Source organism: Micromonospora zingiberis, from assembly GCF_004331455.1.
GTDB classification, from domain to species: domain Bacteria; phylum Actinomycetota; class Actinomycetes; order Mycobacteriales; family Micromonosporaceae; genus Micromonospora; species Micromonospora zingiberis.
Genome location: NZ_SJJR01000022.1, coordinates 56,237 through 74,465 on the forward strand (window position 1 = coordinate 56,237; position 18,229 = coordinate 74,465).

The following is an 18,229-nucleotide window of genomic DNA, read 5'->3' on the forward strand; positions in this document are numbered from 1 at the left end:
GGCCTTCGCGCGGCACCCCGACGCAAACCTCTTGATCAACGCGGGCCTTGGGGCTTTGTGGTTGATCAAGAGGTTTGGGTCGGGATCTGGGTGGAGTCGCGACCAAAGGGTCTTGATCAACGCGGGCCGGACAAGGCGGGGCGGACAAGGCGGGGCGGACAAGGGGGGGTGGGGTGGCGCGGGGGGCCTGGGGAGGTCGGGACGTGTGGCCCTGCTGGGAGGGGGTGTTGGGGGCGCACCGTGGGGGGTGTAACGGGTGAGCGCGAGGGGGGCACGACCATGGAGATCGGCTACACCGTCGAACAACTGCGGGCCGCGGCCACCGACGCGATCCGCGCGCCGTCGCTGCACAACGTCCAGCCGTGGCGGTTCCGGCTGCGCGACGGCGGCATCGAGGTCCTCGTCGATTCGGGCCGCCGGCTACCCGCCACCGATCCCAGCGGCTGGGGTGCGCGCATCGCCGCCGGAGCTGCCCTGTTCAACCTGCGGCTGGCCTTGACGGTGGCAGGGACCCCGGCGACGGTTCGGCTGCGACCGTACCCGGCGGAACCGGACGTGGTGGCGCGGCTGCTACCGGACGTGCCACGCCGGCCCACCCCCGCCGAGCAGAGTCTGTACGCGGCCATTCCCCGCCGGTTCAGCAACCGCGCCCCGTTCTGGCCCGATCCTGTCCCGGCCGACGCGCGATGGCGGCTGGGCGAGGCGGCGCGCACCGAGCATTGCTGGCTGGAACTGCTGATCGGGGTGAGTGCGGTCAACGCGTTCGCCGAGATCGCTCACGGCGCGCACCGTGTCCTCGAACGTGACCCGGCCTACCGGACCGAGCGGGAGTCCTGGGTACGCCGTGAGCACGCGCTCGACGGCGTACCGGCCGCTGCCGGCGGCCCCCGGGGCGAACCGCAGGACCTGCTTCCGGCCCGGGGCTTCGGCGGCCAGCACCGATCGCCGGGCCGCGACTTCGAACCCGAACCGCTGGTCGCGGTGCTCGGTTCGGCCGGCAACACCGCCGTCGACCAGGTCGTCGCCGGTCAGGCGTTGCAGCGGGTACTGCTCACCGCCACGGACTCGGGCCTGTCGGTGTCGATGCTGTCCCAACCGATCGAGGTGCCGTCGGCGCGGGAACAGCTTCGCGTGTCGCTGGGCCGCTTCGGCGCCCCGCAGATGGTGATGCGGATCGGCTACGGCCAGCCCGGCTGGCCCACCCCTCGCCGCCACGTCGACGAAGTACTGGACCTGCCGGTCCACCAGGCATAGCACGCACGTCCCCGCCGCCACGCAAACACCTCCGGCCGCCAGCGGCCAGGCCCTCGGCATCACGGACATCCGCTTCCCCGTCACGGGAAAGCGACGTCAGGGCAGCCGGGTGGGGGTGTCGCCGAGCGTGGCGAGGAGGGCGGCCTCGCGTTCCGGGTCGAGACCGACCGGCGGGCGACCGGCCCGGGACGGGGGTTCGCCGACGTGGCGCAGCCACGACCAGGTGTCGGCCACCGTGTCGGCCAGTGGCCGGCAGCTGAGCCCGTCGGCGTACGCGCGACTGACGTCCATCTGCTGCATCCACCGCCAGTCGTGCCCTGGCGGGATCCACACTGGCAGGTCGTTCCAGGGCACCACACCGGCGGCGAGGATCCGCTCCGGATCGGCCCAGCGCAGCCGGGCGTCGGCGCCGGTGGCGTCGAGGCAGGCGTCCAGCAACTCTCCGATGGTGGCCTGCCCGGACCGGCCGACCACGTTGACCGTTCCGCCGCGCCGTGCGGCGGCGGAGTCGAGCAGGAAGATCGCCAGGTCCCGGGCGTCGATGTACTGCACCGGCAGGTCGGCGGGACCGGGCGCCAGCACGTCGCCGCCTCGGGCGATGCGGGTCAGCCACCACGGCAGCCGGCCGATGTCCTCGCCGGGGCCGAGGATCAGGCCGGCGCGGGCCAGCAACGCGGCTTCGCCGAACACTTCGCGTACAGCCCGCTCGGCACCGGCTTTCAGCTGCGGGTAGTCGCCGTCGGTGGCGTCCGGGTCGGCGTCGACCACGGGCGCCTGTTCGGTCACCCCGGCCGGCACCGGCGGGGCGTAGACGGACCCGCTGGAGACGTAGACGTAGTGGCCGATCCGGCCGGCGAGCAGTCGCGCCACGGTCCGCGCGGCCCGTGGCGCGCCGTCCCAGGTGTCGACGACCACGTCCCACTCGCCGTCGGTGAGCGCGGCCAGGCCGTCGGGGGCGTTGCGGTCACCCACCAGTCGGCGTACGCCTGCCGGAGGCGCCCCGTGCCGCCCCCGGTTGAACACGGTGACGCTCCAGCCCCGGTGGAGGGCCTCCTCGACGGTGGCCCCGCCCACGAACCCGGTCCCGCCCAGCATCAGCAATCGCATCTCGTCAGCCTGCCGTCGACCGGCGCCGGACGGGAGTCCGGTTCACCGTCGGCAGATCTGCCGTGGGCAGAACGTGGGCGCCCGCGCCGGCCGGACGTTCAGTTGTCCGGTCGGCGCGGGCCAGGGTTCGGCGGTGCCGCGGGCACGGCGGGCGACCACCTGACCGCCCCATTCGGCGAACGGGGCGACCAACTCCATCGTCGGCTCCCGCCGACACGGCGGTCAACAACTTCCGGAAAAGTATCGATAGTTTTCTACGCCGCCGGGGCGGCGCTGTCGCGGATAACGAGTTCGGTGGCCAACTCCAGCCGAGGGCTCTCCACCTTCTCCCCCTTGGCCAACCGCAGCACCGTACGCGCGGCCAGCATCCCCATCTCGGCCAACGGCTGCCGCACCGTGGTCAACGGCGGCGAACACCACCGCACCTCCGGCAGATCGTCGAAACCGACCACGCTGATGTCGTCCGGTATCCGCAGCCCTCGCTGCCGTACCGCCTCGTAGACACCCAACGCCATCTGGTCGCTCGACGCGAAGATCGCCGTCGGTGGTTCGGCCAGGCCCAGCAGCCGGGTTCCGCCGGAGAAACCCGTCTCGTGGTAGAAGTCGCCGGGGCAGATCAGTTCCTCGGCGAAGGCGATCCCGGCGGATTCCAGGGCCGCCCGGTAGCCGTCCATCCGGGCCCGGCTGCACATCAACTGCGGCGGCCCCGCGATGAACCCGATCCGCCGGTGGCCCAGGCCGATCAGGTATTCGGTGGCGCGCAGGCCACCGGCCCAGTTGGTGGCGCCGATCGTCGGCGCTTCCTGTGCCGGCAGTCCGTCCGCGTCGACGATCACCACGGGGACGTCGAGCCGGCGCAGCTCGGCCTGGAGCGGGGGCTCCACCATCGAGGTCACGAAGATGACCCCCTCGGTGCCGCGCCGGCGCATGCCGTCGAGCCACTGTTCGGCCGAGGTGTTCTGGCGGTGGATGGCGGACACCACCGTGCCCACCCCGACGGCGTGGGCCACATCCTCCACCCCACGGATGATCTCCACCGCCCACGGACTGTCCAGATCGTTGAAGACCAGATCCACCAGACCCGAACTCGCCCGCATACTCGGCGGCCGACGCCGGTAACCATGCCGCGTCAGCAACTCCTCCACCCGCTGACGCGTCTGCGGAGCCACATCCGAACGACCATTGATCACCCGCGACACCGTCGGCACCGACACCCCAGCCAGATCGGCGATCACCGAAATGGTCACCTTGCGGGTCTCTCTGGCAGCCACAGCACTCCCAACCGGTACGGCGACAGCCCGCGCGGCGACGAGGAGCGGCCGGGACGGGCTGCCGGCTGCCTCCCCTACCCTAGTGCTGGAAAATTCCAGCCGCCTACCGGTAGTTGGCCGAGTTGGCATCGCGGCCAACGACCAGCGCACGATAGCCGTCCGGGTTGATGGCCAGCATTCACCCGCCGGATCGATCGGGCGAGGGGTGCGCGGTCAGCCCTTCGGGGCTGCCGCGCTGTCGCGGATGACGAGCTCGGTCGCCAACTCCAGCCGAGGGCTCTCCACCTTCTCCCCCTTGGCCAACCGCAGCACCGTACGCGCGGCCAGCATCCCCATCTCGGCCAACGGCTGCCGCACCGTGGTCAACGGCGGCGAACACCACCGCACCTCCGGCAGATCGTCGAAACCGACGACACTGATGTCCCCGGGCACCCGCAGCCCTCGCTGCCGTACCGCCTCGTAGACACCCAACGCCATCTGGTCGCTCGACGCGAAGATCGCCGTCGGTGGATCCGCCAAGCCCAGCAACCGCGCACCGCCGGAGAAGCCGGCCTCGTGGTAGAAGTTGCCCGGCTGGATCAACCGGTCGTCGACGGGCAACCCGGCGGCCTCCAGGGCGGCTCGATAGCCGTCGATCCGGGCCCGGCTGCACATCAACTGCGGCAGTCCGGCGATGAAGCCGATCCGCCGGTGGCCGAGACCGATCAGGTACTCGGTGGCACGGAGGCTACCCGCCCAGTTCGTGGCACCGATGGTCGGCGCGTCCTGGGCGGGCACCCCGGCCGGATCGACGATCACCACGGGGATGTTGAGCCGGCGCAGCTCGGCCTGCTGCGGGCCCTCAAGGGTGGAGGTCACGAAGATGACCCCCTCGGTGGAGCGGGTACGGATGTTGTCCAGCCACTGTTTGGCCGACGAGGTACGGCGGTGGATGGCGGACACCACCGTGCCCACCCCGACGGCGTGGGCCACATCCTCCACCCCACGGATGATCTCCACCGCCCACGGACTGTCCAGATCGTTGAAGACCAGATCCACCAGACCCGAACTCGCCCGCATACTCGGCGGCCGACGCCGGTAACCATGCCGCGTCAGCAACTCCTCCACCCGCTGACGCGTCTGCGGAGCCACATCCGAACGACCATTGATCACCCGCGACACCGTCGGCACCGACACCCCAGCCAGGCGTGCGATCGCCGCGATGGTCACCGTACGGTTGTCGTTGGCAGCCACGCGGCCCCTCCTCTGCTCGATCTTCCCTCGGCCGGTCAGCGGACCTCGCTACCGCTTCTTCGCCACCCGGGTGATGTCCCTGACGATCTGGTCCGGCCGCTTGGAGCCGGCGATCAGCTCCGCGACGCTCTTGTTGATCTGCTCGCCGACCGCTGGCGGGAACGCCTGGTCGAGGTAGAGCTGGAACCCGGTCGCGACGGCCAGGTGAGCGGCCACCACCTGGTTGTTCGGGTCCTTGATCCGGCCGACAGCGGCCAGGTTGGTGGGTAGCACGGCACCGGTCTCGGCGGACCGGCGCTGGTTCTCCGCCCGCAGCAACGTACGCAGGAAGTCCACAGTGGCGGAAGGCGCGTCGCGGCCGACCGCGAAACCGTTACCACCGCCGAAGGCGTCGGTGGCCTCGCCCTTGCCGCCCTCCACCACCGGAAAGGTGAAGAAGCTGAGCTGACCGCCGATGCCCAGCTTGCTGGTCGACGACGACGCCTGGATGGAGGGGGCCCACTGGCCCATCAGTTCCATCGCGGCCTCACCGTTGCCCATCGTCGCGGCCTGCCCGTCCGACGAGCCGTACTCCGCCCGCTTGAAGCCCGGCTGGAACGGCTGAAGCGCGATCAGTTCGCGGAAACGTTCGCCGGCCGCCACGAAGTCGGGGGTGTTGAAGTTGCCGTCCTCGGCCGCGCGCCGCAGCGCACCCAGGCCACCGATGCGCATCGCCAGGTACGCCCAGTAGTAGTGGCCGGGCCACTTGTCCTTACCGGCCAACGCGATGGGCACGATGCCGGCGGCCTTGAGCTTGCCGACCGCCGTCAGCAGTTGGGCCCAGGTGCTCGGCGGCGAGGTGATGCCGGCCTCGGCGAAGAGATCCCGGTTGTACCAGAATCCGATCATGCCGATGTCGAACGGGATGCCGTAGATCCGGCCGTCCACGGTGTACGGCTGCAACGCGGCCGGCAGCAGTTGGCCGATCCACGGCGACACCTCCGCGGTGATGTCCTTGACCAGTCCCGCGTCGACCTGCTCCCGCAGCAGACCGCCGCCCCAGGACTGGAACAGGTCCGGCGGCGATCCGGCCTTCGTGGCGCTGGCCAGTTCGGCCTTGAACACCTCGTTCTCCAGCGGCTCAACCTGGATCGTGACGTTGTCGTGCCGGGTCTCGTACACCCTCGCCATCTCGGCCCACACGGGCAGCATGGGATCGGTGTTCTGGATGTGCCACCACCTGATCCGCTGGGGACCGTCGGGGCCACTCGACTCATCACTCGCACAGCCGCCGAGCAGCAACGCGCCGGCTCCGGCACCGGCCAGACCGAGCAGCGACCTGCGGGAGAACTGCGCTGTCATGACCCATCCCTTCGAGAACCATCTGCCTGCGCGCGGAGCAGCACCACAGTCGGCGACAGGCCAGTCGGCAGCCCGAAAGTTTCAGCCCAATGCCGGTATTTTCGAGGTGATGGCGGGCACGTTACGACGCGTTGACACACCCGGTCAAGAGGGGTGTCGCAAGCAGACTCCAGCCGATAACCTGTGGGCGATCCTGGCGCCTCCGCCGGCAAAACTTCCGGAAGTGCACCGGGACCGGAGCCTGAAGGAGTCGAACATGTCGACCGAGATCGCAGACGTGACGACCGCCCGGTCGATCCGCAACCCCGTGCTCTCCGGCTTCCACCCGGACCCGTCCATCCTGCGTGTCGACGACGACTACTACCTGGCCACCTCGACCTTCGAGTGGTACCCCGGCGTGCGCGTGCACCACTCCAAGGACCTCGTCCACTGGCGGGCGCTGGGCGGCATCGTCACCGAACGCCGACTGCTCGACCTGCGCGGCTGCGGCGACTCGAACGGCATCTGGGCACCGGACCTCACCTGGCACGACGGGCTGTTCCACCTCGTCTACAGCGACGTGGCCAGCTTCGCCAGCGGCTACTGGGACGCACAGAACTTCCTCACCACCGCACCGGCCATCACCGGTCCGTGGTCGGACCCGGTGCGGCTGCACTCGCACGGCTTCGACGCCTCGCTGTTCCACGACGACGACGGCAGCGTATGGCTGCTGGCGATGAGCGCCGACTGGCGACCGGGCCGCGACCGCTTCGGCGGCATCGAGATCCAGCAGTACGACCCGGTCCGCCGGCAACTGGTCGGACCGGCCCGGCTCATCTTCGGCGGCACCGAGGTCGGCCTCACCGAGGCGCCGCACCTCTACCGCCACGACGGCTGGTACTGGCTGGTCACCGCCGAGGGCGGCACCAGCTGGGAGCACCAGGTCACGGTCGCTCGCTCGCGCGAGTTGTTCGGGCCGTACGAGGTCGACCCGGCCGGGCCGCTGCTCACCTCGGTCGGCCGGCCGGACCTCACCCTGCAGAAGGCCGGACACGGCAGCCTGGTACGCACCCAGCGCGGCGAGTGGTACGTCGCCCACCTGGTCGCCCGCCCCTACACCCCGCTGGGCAACTGCGTCCTCGGCCGGGAGACCGCGCTGCAGAAGGTCGAATGGTCGCCGGGTGACTGGCCGAGCATCCCGGGCCGGATCCCGGCCGACGAGGTCGCCGCCCCGGACCTGCCACCCCACCCCTGGCCCGACGAGCCGGCGACCGACCACTTCAACGCCCCGGAGCTGGCCACCTGGTGGTCGACGCTGCGCCGGCCGGCCACCGACGACTGGATCGACCTGCGGTCCCGCCCGTCGCACCTACGGGTCTACGGTGGCCAGTCACCGGTCGGTAAGCAGACTCCCAGCCTGGTGGCCCGACGGGTCGGGGCGGCACGCTGCTCACTGGAGACCGTCGTCGAGTTCGACCCCGGCAATCACCGCCACCTGGCCGGGATCACCGGCTACTACAACACCCAGAACTGGCACTACCTGTACCTCACCCGCGCCGATGACGGGCGGGTGATGCTGGAACTGCTCAGCTGCGACAGCGGCCTACGCACCGCGTACCCCCGGCTCGCCGTCGACGTCGACGGCGCCCGCCGGGTCGGGCTCCGGGTGACGTTCGACGGCCCGGTCCTGCACTTCGCGTACGACCTCGGCGGCGGCTGGCAGCAGCTACCCGTCACCCTCGACGCCACCATCCTCTCCGACGAGCACGCGGCGCAGATCGTCGACGGGGAACCAGCCGCCTGGGGCTTCACCGGTTCCCTGCTCGGGCTCTGGGTACAGGACATCGGCGGCGACGGCCACTACGCCGACTTCGACCACGCCACCTACCTCCAGGAGTGAAGGAAGGGCACCCTGTTAACGCCTGCGGTAGAGGAAGGGCCCCTGCTTAACAGTCGGTACCCGGGCACGGAAGGTCAGCACGATGTCAGCTCGCACATCTCCCCCGCCGAGCCCACGGCACACGACGTCCGGGCCGGGCGCGGCCGTACGCCCCGAAACGACGATCGGCACCGACCACGTCCTCTGCCTCACCTTCGATGACGGACCACACCCGGTGCACACCCCGCGCCTGCTCGACGTGCTCGCCGCCCACGATGTCCCGGCCGTCTTCTTCCTCCAGGGCGACCAGGCCGCGCGGCACCCCGATCTGGTCCGCCGGATCACCGCCGCCGGGCACGCGCTGGGCAACCACGGCATGCACCACGACGACATGAGCGGCTGGCCCGCCGGCCGGATCGCCTCGGACCTGCTGGAAACCAACGCGGTCATCCGCCGGGCCGTACCGCAGGCCCGGGTGCCCTACTTCCGGGCCCCGTACGGCGCCTGGGGCCAGACCCCGCCGGTGGCGACCGCGTTGGGGATGCGGCCGATGGGCTGGCAGTTGGCGGTGACCGACTGGGCACTACCCGGCACCGACGAACTGGTCCGTCGCCTCACCGACGGCGTCACCCCCGGCGCGGTGGTGCTGCTGCACGACGGGGGCGGCGATCGCCGCCAGACCGTCGACGCCGTCGACCTCGTCATCGCGCCGCTGCGGGCACACGGATGGCGTTTCGCCCTACCCCCACCAGCGACAGGCAGCACCACCCGGTGACCCACCCGGTGGCCGGTGACCTGCCAACCGGCGCCGCGCCGGGCTACCGTGCGGTCGACGGGTTGGCCGCCCGGTCGACGACCTCCTCGGTGGTCAGCGGGCTTCGCGGGTGGTGGCTCAGGCACATCGGAGCCTGCATCTTGACGAACCGGGCACCCTCGACCGCGGCGTAGAACTGCCCGGTACGCATCTTGCCGACGTCGGCGATGTCGGTGCCCTTGGCCCTGGCCACCTCCCGGGCCGCCTCGATCTGCACCGGCACGGTCAGCAGCCCGAAGAACTGGGTGGCCGCGTTACCCGGGATCTGGTTGTGCAGCCCCTTCGGTGCCTGGGTGGCGAAGACCAGCCCCAGCCCGTACTTGCGGGCCTGCGAGGTCAGGGCCAGGGTGCTCTGCGTGCAGGGCGTGACGGCGCCGGACGGAGCCAGGGTCTGGGCCTCGTCCATCACGAAGAGCCCGCCGAGTGGCCGGTCCCCGGCCGGGTGCCGCTTGATCCAGGTGAACAGGGCCAGTTGCAACCGGTTGACGAAGCTCTGCCGCTGATGATCCTCGGGCAGGCCGACGAAGCTGATCACCGACACCCGGGCGCGTCGACCCGGCGGCGGAGTGAGCAGCTCGCCGGGGTCGACCGGGGTACCGGCACCACCGAAGAGCGGATCGTTGATCAGCGCCGCCTTGAGCAGTTGCGCCATGCCGGCGGCCAGTTTCGGCGCACCGTCGAGTTGGCTCACCCCGTCGGGCAGATCGTTGAGGAGTTCGGTGAACTCGTGCAGGTCGTGGGCTCCGGTCCGGGCATAGCTGGTCAGCGACTCGCGCAACACGGCCCGCCCGAGGCGGGCCTTGTCGGTGCCACCGTCCACCCGGGCGAGCGGGGCGAGGGTGGCAACGGCGGCGTTGACCGCCGCGGTGAACCCGTCCGGGTCGTCGAGCACGTCGGCGAACCGGGGCAACGGCTGGAAGGTCAACGGCCGACCCGCCTGCCGACCCGGCGTCCAGATCACCACATCCGTGCCGGACAGGTAGGCCGCAGCCAGGTCGGCGTCGCCGGGTCCCCAGCCGGTCGGCGCTGCTGGCCAGCCCTCACCGAGCCGGGCCAGGTCGTTGTTCGGGTCGAGGACGATGGCGGAGACGCCACGCAGTGCGCACTCCTCGACCAGTCGCCGAATCAGGACGGTCTTACCGGAGCCGGAACCGGCGAAGATCACCGTGTGCCGGCGCAGCGATTCGAGACCGACCCGCACCGGGTCCGGCCGGCCCGGCACGACGCCGATGTCCAGTTGCTCCGGATCGATCCCGGCCACCGCTGGGCAGGCGTCGGCCGACCCGCCCGGCCCGGGCGACGCCGGGGTCGGCACGTCGAGGACGGTCGGCCCCGCGACCAACCCGACACCGGCAGGACCGGGCGGCGTCGGGGTCGCCTCGGTCGCGCCGGGTCCGCTGCCCAGCGCCGCGCGCAGACAGGTGATGTCGGAGGCGGGCCGCCGGCCAGCGAACCAGGGCCGCAGGGTCTCCAGCCCGAAGTGCTGGATGAGCTGTTCCAGGGCGGTCAGGCGGCGGATGTCCGCCGCGGGGAAGGAGATCGTCTGGCCGCCGGCCCGTTCGAAAGCATCCAGCACCTCACGGGTACGGGCACCACGCGACCACTCTGGGGTACGCAGCAAGAAGAGCTTCCGCTTGGCGATCCCTTCGGCGAGGCCGGCAGCGGTGACCGCATTGCGAATCCGGTTGAGCGCGGCAATGTGGTGGGGTGCACAGACCGCCCGGAACGACCAGTGCTCCTCGTCCTCGCTCTCCTCGTCCAGGCTGTGCCGCAGCCGGGCGTGCAGGGCCGGCTTTCCGCCCGCTGGGATCGGGTCGAGACTGAACTCCTCGACGGCCACGCCCTGCTCGGCGATCCACGCGGTCAACCCCGCCTTCAACAGTTCCGGGACCCGCACGTCCTCGTACTGCTGGGTGAGGGCGGGCTCCGGGTCGGCCCCGGCGACGAGTTCCGCGTACCGTGCGTCGATCTTGCCGAACTCGTCGGCCAGGCTCGCGGCGGCCGGCGCCCGCGCCGCCATGGCCGCGGCCGCAGTGGCCGGCGCGTCGGCGGTCGAGTGCAGCAGATGCCGCAGCTCCTGCACCTCGCCGGCGGCCAGGCAGGCCCGGACATGCGTGTCGATCCGGCGCAGCAGCTCCCGCGGCGTGAACCCGACGACCTCGGTGAGCGCGTCAGGGTGGACCGGCCAGGTGGGGTACGGCGGCACGAAGCTGATCTCGTCGAAGAGCACCGCGAACCGCTTCTCGACCATTTCCCGGCCGACCGCCACGGCCGGGATCTCCTTGAGCGGAGCCGCTTCCCGGAAGCGGTCCTGCACCGTGTCGGTGGCCTGTTCCTTGACGTCGCGCCAGGTCTGCGGCAGGCAGGAGACTACCGACAACGAGCGCTTGGTGGTCTCGCGCAGCGCCATCAGACCGCTGGCCACCTGCTCCAGCAGCAGCGACGTCTGCCAGTCGACCTCGCCGCGGACCTCCTGGTTCGTCGCCTTGACGGACTGGGCGACCATCAGGTCGATCTGGTCGACCGCGATCACCGTCGGGGCGACCATGGCCAGCAGCCGGGAGACGTCACGGACCACCTCCTGGGGAGCCCGCCGACTGCGTCGCAGACCCCAGGCGGCCCGGCTACCCGGCTCCTCCTCGTCGCTGGAGGAGAGGAAGTCGTAGCCGATGTCCTCCAAGGCCGACGACTCGGCGCCGTAGAGGACCAACGCCCGCAGGGTGTCCTGGCACTCGGTCCCGATCTGGCGGTTGGCCTTGCGGACCAGGTCGACGAAGGCGTCCACGGCGGGTCGGCTGAGTTCGGTCTCTCCGGTGACCGCCCGCCGTACCGTCCGGGGTGCGTCGATCCGGTCCGCCAGCTGACGCAGGAAGGCACGCAGTTGGGTCGTTCCGTCTGGCATCGGCCGGGCGAGGCCGGAGAGCATGGACATCGCGGTGCTGTGCCAGAAGGCACGCGCCTCCAGGAGTTCGACCAGGAAGAAGAATCCCCCGCGCTGCTGCACCTCCTGGCGCACGGTGCCGAGCAGGTGGGTCTTGCCGGTGCCCCGCTGACCGAGGATGGCGACCCCGACCGGGCTGGAGTCGACGCTGCGGTCCGCCTCGGCGAAGCTGTCCAGCACGGTCCGGAGTACGTCGTGGTGCAGCGCCTCGACATGGAACGGTGCGGGCTTCCAGACGTCGTCCGGGGTCGGGGCCCAGTTGAACCGCAGCGCGGTCAGGGCCCGCCGCTCCTCGTCGGTGGTCATGACGAGATGGCGAGCAGGTGCTTGTCCTGGTTGCCGATGCTCACCGCCGCTGCCCGCTCCTGCGGCTTGAGCACCTTCTGGTTGGATTCCGGCACCAGGTGGATGTTGCGTTCCCGGTTGAGCTGGAGCAGGGCGGCGTCGACCTCCGCGCGGGGCAGGTCCGCCAGCACGGTACGCAGGTCGGCGAGCATGACGTAGTCGCCGGGGCGGCCGGCCAGTTCCTGGTACGCCTGCCGCACCCGGGTGACCGCGTCGACCGCCGGGGGTGTTGGGGCGAAGCCCGTTGCCGGCACCGCCAAGGCGATTTCGTCTGCCTTGATCTGCAACCGGAACAGGTCGTCGGCAGGGGTGCCCGAATGGTCGATCAGCCGGCGCAGGAAGTCCAGGGCAACGTACAGCGTTCCGCCCGAGGCGCCCGCCCTCTTCGGCGCTTCCGCCCCTAGTTCCTCGACGGCCCGCTCCCAGCCCTTGGTAGTCAATTCCAGGACGATCCTTGGCTTTGGCGTCACCTCGATCAGATCGAGGGACTCCAGTCGACGGCGGTGTTCGGGCTTGATGCTGATCCCCGCGACGTTGGTGAAGTACGTCTGTGGCAGCGGGGCCGCTTTGATCATTAGCGTGATGAGAACGCACCGGTCAACGAGCGTCAGTTCCTTTTCCGGCATGCGGATGCTCCTCTGTGGCACGAGCTTTCACCACGTTGACGGTGATGAGCGAAACTCGGAGGGGATGGACTGAGCGACGAGGCAGCCTCGCGTCCGGGCCGATTCTGCCGACGGCGTCCGACGAGCGCAAGGTCACCAAGGTCGCTGCCAATAACCGACAGCATGGTTAAGTGGATCTTCAGCGGTCCAGCGTGGACGGGGTGACTCAAACACCTGTTCGGTCCCGCACCAGATCCCCCGGCATTCGGCCGTTGCGAAACGGCAAGAACAGCAGGCAGCATGGCTGATCGGCCAGAGGCTGCCGGTAATTGGCCGGCAGCGGGACCTGTTGCCCATTCGGGTAAACGCCACGGAGGTGACCGGTGCAGTCTGAGGTGGTCCGCTACCAGGTCGATGACAAAACCGTCGCGTTGATCGAAGTCGAGCCGCCGGCCGGATTCCAACCCGCCGGAGTGGGCGATGTCGCCGGCTGGGTACGGGAATCGGCCGCCCCGGCGATCGCCGCCGCCAAAGAAGTGTTGGAGCAGGTGAAGGAGGTCGCTCCGGACTCCGTCGAGGTGCGTTTCGGGATCAAGGCGACCGGCACCGCGAACTGGGTGGTCGCCAAGGCAGCCGGCGAGGCGAACTTCGAGGTCACGCTCACCTGGTCGACCGACGCGCCACCGGAGCGCGGCCCCGGCCTGCGGCGCTGACGGGGTGGCCCGTGACAGCAGCCCCTGACGAGAGCCCGTGGGCGGTCGCCCTGTACCGGGAGGGCGACCCGCACACCCCGGTCGGCACCGGCATCGTCATCGACACGAACCTCGTACTCACCTGCCACCATGTGGCCTTCGCCGCCAATGGTGGCCTGCACAACGACCTCTGGGTCGCCTTCCCCCTCGCGTCGAAGGTCGGCTACTTCGACCGGCGTAAGGTCCGCCAGTGTCTGCACGATGGCCGCCGCGCCGCGCACGTCGACCTGGTCGTCCTCGAACTCGTCGAGCCGGTACCGGCCACGGTCGCGCCGGCTCGGCTACGCTGCCTGGAACCCAAACCGCTGGTAGAGCGCCCTTTCTGGGCCTACGGCTTTCCCGTCGGAATTGCCGGCGGCACCCCGGCCACCGGCACCGTCACCCAGAGCGGCGGCTGGGGACACATCATGATGGACAGTGGCGTCGGCGGCGCGCTGAACAAGGGATTCAGCGGCGGCCCAGTCTGGTCCCCCGAGTACCAGGCGGTGATCGGCGTCGTGGTCGCCGCGGACGGTAAGGGCAAGGGCCAGGCGGTGACCCTGCACCACGCCGACGAACAACTGCCCGAGATGAAACTGGGCACGCTGTCCGCCTGGCGGGTCGCCGATGCCGACGACAGCGCGCTCTCCGCGTGGGGCTGGACTCTGCGCACCGATGGTGAGGCCGGCCGGCACTGGTTGCCCCGGGCCCGTGGCGTGGCCGTGGACACCGAGGGCGGCGCCCGGTTCCGGGGCCGCACCGTGGCCCTCCGCCGCATCGCCGAGTGGCTCGACCAGCCGCCCCCGATCACCCGGCCGCTGCTGGTCACCGGCTCTCCCGGGGTGGGCAAATCCGCCGCCCTGGGCCGGATCGTCACCACCGCGGACCCGCAGATCCGGGCAAGCCTGCCGAAGGACGACACCGCCGTGCGGGCCACCGTGGGCTCGGTTTCCTGCGCCGTACACGTCAAGGGCAAGACCGCCATCGAGGTGGCGACCGAGATCGCCCGCGCCGCCGCCGTCGATCTGCCGGTCACTCCGGCCGACCTGGCACCGGCGGTACGAGACCGACTGGACCGACGCGACACCCGTTTCGCCCTGGTCATCGACGCACTCGACGAGGCGGCCGGTCCCGGCCACGCCCGACGGATCGTCGACGACGTGCTGTTGCCGCTCGCTCGCGAGTGCGGCCGATACGGCTTGCGGGTGGTCGTCGGTACCCGACGCAGCGACGATCAGGGGGATCTGATCGCATGCTTCGGCGAGGAGGCCGAACTGATTGACCTGGACACGCCCGAGTACTTCGCCGAATCCGACCTGGTCAACTACGCCCAGGCCACCCTGCAACTGCTCGGTGCCGACCGACCGGGCAACCCGTACGCCGACCCGGCCACAGCGGCCCCGCTCGCCCGGCGCATCGCCGCCCTGGCCAAGGGAAACTTCCTCGTCGCCGGCCTGGTAGCGCGGGCACACGCGCTTCGAGACACCGAGCCGGTCGACCCGGCCTCGGTGTCGTTCACCGCCACCGTGGCCCATGCGCTGGACGAGTATCTCGCCGGGCTGCCGACGGCGGGTTCCACCTCCGCCCGGCTCGCCCTGACGGCCCTGGCGTACGCCGAGACACCAGGACTGCCGCTGCCCCTGTGGCACGCTGCGGTGACCGCGTTGGGTGGCACGGTCACCGCGACGGAACTCGGCGGCTTCGCTCGCACCTCGGCGGCGAACTTCCTGGTAGAGACGGGCGGCGGCGCGCAGCCCTCGTACCGCTTGTTCCACCAGGCTCTCAATGAGGCGCTGCTGGCCAACTCGGACGCCGACCGGCGGGAGGACCAGCGACGGCTGGTGTCCGCCTGGCTCGGCCTTGCCCGCGACGGCGGCTGGGCGAACATGCCGGAGTACCTGCTGCGGCTGCTGCCCCAGCACGCCGCGCGTGCCGGGCTGGTCGAAGACCTGCTCGCCGACGAGGACTACCTGCTGCACGCGCACCTGGACCGGCTACTGATGGTGGTCGACGCCGAGCAGGCGCCGATGGAGCCGCTCGCGCAGGCCCGGGCGAGGCTGCTGCAACGCACCCCGCTGGCGGTGGCCGCGCAACCCGCCGAGCGGGCGGCGCTGTTCTCGGTGGTCGATCGCCTCGACGGGCTGGGCAGCGGCATCACCGCCGACGCGGCACCGTATCAAGCCCGGTGGGCGCACACCCCGCCTCGGCAGGAACGCAGCGTCCTGGACGGGCATCGGCAGGCCGTCTACGACGTCGCCGCCGTCGAGGTCGACGGACGGCCGCTGCTCGCCTCCGCCGGCGACGATGGCACCGTACGACTCTGGGACCCGCTGACCAACCAGGCCGAGTCGGTTTTCACCTGCCACGACGACACCATCCGGGGCGTGTGCGCGGTACGCACCGGTACCGACGAGGTGCTGATCGCCACCGCCAGTCACGACGGCACGGTGGGCCTGTGGGAGCCACGCACCGGCCAGCGCCGGCACGAACTTCGCGGACACGGCGACTGGGTACGCAACATCTGCACCCTTGCGCTGCCCGATGGTGACCTGCTCGCCTCGGCCGGCGATGACCGGACGGTCCGGGTGTGGGATCCGGTCACTGGTGCCCAGCGGTACCTCCTGTCCGGGCATGCCGGTTGGGTGACCGCCGTGACCTACGTGCCGGCTGCCGGCCGGCATCTGCTGGCCTCCACCGGCTACGACGGCGTGATCCGAATTTGGGAACCGACCGTCGGCGAACAGCCGACGCTCACCCTGACCGGGCACGACGGCTGGGTCACCACCCTGTACGCGGTCCATGCTCCCGGCGGCACGCTCCTCGCCTCGGCCGGCTACGACGGCACAGTCCGGCTCTGGGATCCGCTGACCGGACATGCGGTGCGGGTCCTCGACACCCAGGGGCCGATCACCGATCTCTGCACCGTCGACACCGCCGACGCAGTTCTGCTGGCCTCCACCGGTGAGGATGGTCTGATCCGGCTCTGGGATGTCTCCACCTGGAGCAGCCGACCGAGCCTGCGCGGCCACGCCAGTTGGATCCGTGCGGTGTGTGAGCTGCGCACCTCCACCCACCGGATGCTGGCCACCGCCGGAGACGACGGCACTGTCCGGCTCTGGGATCCGGCGGGCGGCCAACCTGACACCGTCACCCAGGAGCGGTTCGGCGCGGTGCACGCAGTGTGCCAGGTACCAGGCCGGCGGCCGACGACGGTCGCCTCGGCAGGCGCCGACGGCCACGTGAGCCTCTGGAACGCCGACACTGGTGAGCGGCTGCTGGAGTTCGATACCGCAGGCGGCGCCGTCAACGCGATGTGCGTGGTCGCCGACGACGAGGAGTCGCTGCTCTACACGGCTCAGGACGACTGCTCGGTCGCCTGGTGGGACACCACGGACGGTGCCCCAACGGGCGAGATGCGCGGCCACTACGGCGAGGTCGCGGCGGTCTGCACGATCCTCGTCAACGGTCAGGTGCTGGTCGCCTCGGCCGGCGACGACCAAGCCATTCGGCTGTGGCATCCGCGCACCGGCGCCGCGCGGGAGGTGCTGCTCGGGCATGTCACCCACGCCTGGGTCACCGCACTGGCCACGGTCAGTTGGCCCGGCATCCAGGCGCTCGCCTCGGCGGACAAGAGCGGCACCCTGATGCTGTGGGGTGGCGGCGACACCCCGGTCTGGGTTCAGCAGGGCCACCAGGATGCGGTGACCGCGTTGTGCGGGATCATCGTGGCCGGCCGGCGGATGCTGGTGTCAGGCAGCGCCGACCACACGATCCGGATGTGGGACGCCGAGTGGGGCCAGCCGGTCCACTGGTTCACCGGGCACAGCGCGGCGGTCACCGGACTGAGCCTTATCCAGGTTGCTGGTCGGGATCTGATCGCCTCGACCAGCCGCGACCGGACTGTACGGATCTGGGATCCGATGACCGCCCGGACGGTACGGACCATCCCCGTGTATCACCCGGCGCTGGCCTGCTGCACCGTCGGCGACACCCTGCTGGTGGGTCTGGATCAGGGCCTGCTCGCCCTGACCATCAACGGCTGAGGCTGGTCCGGCTCCGCTGCGGCCCGACGGGCCCGGACAACCCGCGAGACCGCGACCACCGCCGCGACAGCGCCGAAGACCACCGTCAGCACTGCGGCGACGACCTCCCGAACTGCCGAAGAGCGCGCGTTGTGTTGCCGGGCGGCCCGACTGCCCGCCCCGCTGGGCGTTGCCCCAGGTGATCAACTCGGTTTCGGCGGAATGGTGGGATCCGGGGGTGTGGGATACCGCCATTCCGCCGAAACGGTGCCGAGGGCGGGCGGTTCTGTGCCTGTGTGGTGTTCCGTCGGCTACGGCGGGTGCCGGGGCGTCCTGGGGGTGTGGGGATGCTGTCGAGGATGGCGCGGGCGGATCACGGTCCGGGGCTTGTTTGGCGGGGCCGCCGGTGACGGTGCGGCGCGTGATAGCGCAATCGGTTCAGCTCGACAGGGCGTGCACTCCTGTCATGGACCAACCTGCCGGCCGTGCAGGTGGGCACGAAGTTGGCCGCGATCCGGGCGCCAACTCGACTCGATCGGCAACTGAGTGTGAGCAGCGGAAACCGGTCACTACAGCCGTAGCCCAAGCGGCAGCCAACCCTGCCTCTGTACGTCTGGCGTACCTGACTTTGCCTGGGAATCCGTACGCGGACACAGGCCACGGAACGGCGAGAAATATTTGCCCAGCAGGCAGGGCAGAACGGACGT

The 18,229-nt window shown here is 70.6% G+C and carries 12 protein-coding genes; 5 read left to right on the forward strand and 7 right to left on the reverse strand.

Features of this window, described 5'->3' with window-relative positions:
• Positions 1-279 precede the first annotated feature (279 nt).
• Positions 280-1,254 (forward strand): Acg family FMN-binding oxidoreductase, encoded by a 975-nt coding sequence (locus tag E0H26_RS24515; RefSeq protein ID WP_131307683.1) that lies wholly within the window; start codon positions 280-282, stop codon positions 1,252-1,254.
• A gap of 96 nt (positions 1,255-1,350) precedes the next feature.
• On the opposite strand, the gene E0H26_RS24520 is transcribed toward E0H26_RS24515, so the two are convergent.
• The 5 genes from E0H26_RS24520 to E0H26_RS24535 form a co-directional block, all read right to left on the reverse strand.
• Positions 1,351-2,361: an NAD-dependent epimerase/dehydratase family protein gene (locus E0H26_RS24520; protein ID WP_131307685.1), complete on the reverse strand. Its 1,011-nt coding sequence runs from the start codon at positions 2,359-2,361 to the stop codon at positions 1,351-1,353.
• A gap of 42 nt (positions 2,362-2,403) precedes the next feature.
• The gene (locus E0H26_RS29435; protein ID WP_165521973.1) at positions 2,404-2,559 is read right to left on the reverse strand and encodes a hypothetical protein; all 156 of its coding nucleotides are present in this window, start codon (positions 2,557-2,559) and stop codon (positions 2,404-2,406) included.
• Between the two features lie 56 nt (positions 2,560-2,615).
• Complete coding sequence (locus E0H26_RS24525) at positions 2,616-3,632, reverse strand: LacI family DNA-binding transcriptional regulator (protein WP_131307687.1); 1,017 nt, start codon at positions 3,630-3,632, stop codon at positions 2,616-2,618.
• A gap of 213 nt (positions 3,633-3,845) precedes the next feature.
• A complete protein-coding gene (locus E0H26_RS24530) occupies positions 3,846-4,865 on the reverse strand; it encodes a LacI family DNA-binding transcriptional regulator (RefSeq protein WP_131307689.1) in 1,020 nt (339 codons plus the stop codon).
• A gap of 48 nt (positions 4,866-4,913) precedes the next feature.
• Positions 4,914-6,206 (reverse strand): extracellular solute-binding protein, encoded by a 1,293-nt coding sequence (locus tag E0H26_RS24535; protein WP_131307691.1) that lies wholly within the window; start codon positions 6,204-6,206, stop codon positions 4,914-4,916.
• A 256-nt stretch (positions 6,207-6,462) separates the two neighbouring features.
• Between E0H26_RS24535 and E0H26_RS24540 the strand changes: the two genes are divergently transcribed.
• Together E0H26_RS24540 and E0H26_RS24545 are read left to right on the forward strand one after the other, a co-directional pair.
• Positions 6,463-8,085: a glycoside hydrolase family 43 protein gene (locus E0H26_RS24540; RefSeq protein WP_131307693.1), complete on the forward strand. Its 1,623-nt coding sequence runs from the start codon at positions 6,463-6,465 to the stop codon at positions 8,083-8,085.
• Positions 8,086-8,167: 82 nt separating this feature from the next.
• Positions 8,168-8,839: a polysaccharide deacetylase family protein gene (locus tag E0H26_RS24545; RefSeq protein ID WP_131307695.1), complete on the forward strand. Its 672-nt coding sequence runs from the start codon at positions 8,168-8,170 to the stop codon at positions 8,837-8,839.
• A 43-nt stretch (positions 8,840-8,882) separates the two neighbouring features.
• Here the strand turns inward: E0H26_RS24545 and E0H26_RS24550 are convergent, their stop codons facing one another.
• Positions 8,883-12,125: an ATP-binding protein gene (locus E0H26_RS24550; protein WP_131307697.1), complete on the reverse strand. Its 3,243-nt coding sequence runs from the start codon at positions 12,123-12,125 to the stop codon at positions 8,883-8,885.
• A complete protein-coding gene (locus tag E0H26_RS24555; protein ID WP_240742345.1) occupies positions 12,122-12,739 on the reverse strand; it encodes a hypothetical protein in 618 nt (205 codons plus the stop codon). Before E0H26_RS24555 ends, E0H26_RS24550 begins: the two co-directional genes overlap by 4 nt.
• A gap of 413 nt (positions 12,740-13,152) precedes the next feature.
• Between E0H26_RS24555 and E0H26_RS24560 the strand changes: the two genes are divergently transcribed.
• Together E0H26_RS24560 and E0H26_RS24565 are read left to right on the forward strand one after the other, a co-directional pair.
• Complete coding sequence (locus tag E0H26_RS24560; RefSeq protein ID WP_131307701.1) at positions 13,153-13,482, forward strand: CU044_2847 family protein; 330 nt, start codon at positions 13,153-13,155, stop codon at positions 13,480-13,482.
• An 11-nt stretch (positions 13,483-13,493) separates the two neighbouring features.
• Entirely contained in the window at positions 13,494-17,543 is a 4,050-nt protein-coding gene (locus E0H26_RS24565; RefSeq protein WP_131307703.1) for a trypsin-like peptidase domain-containing protein, read from the forward strand.
• Positions 17,544-18,229: the final 686 nt, after the last annotated feature.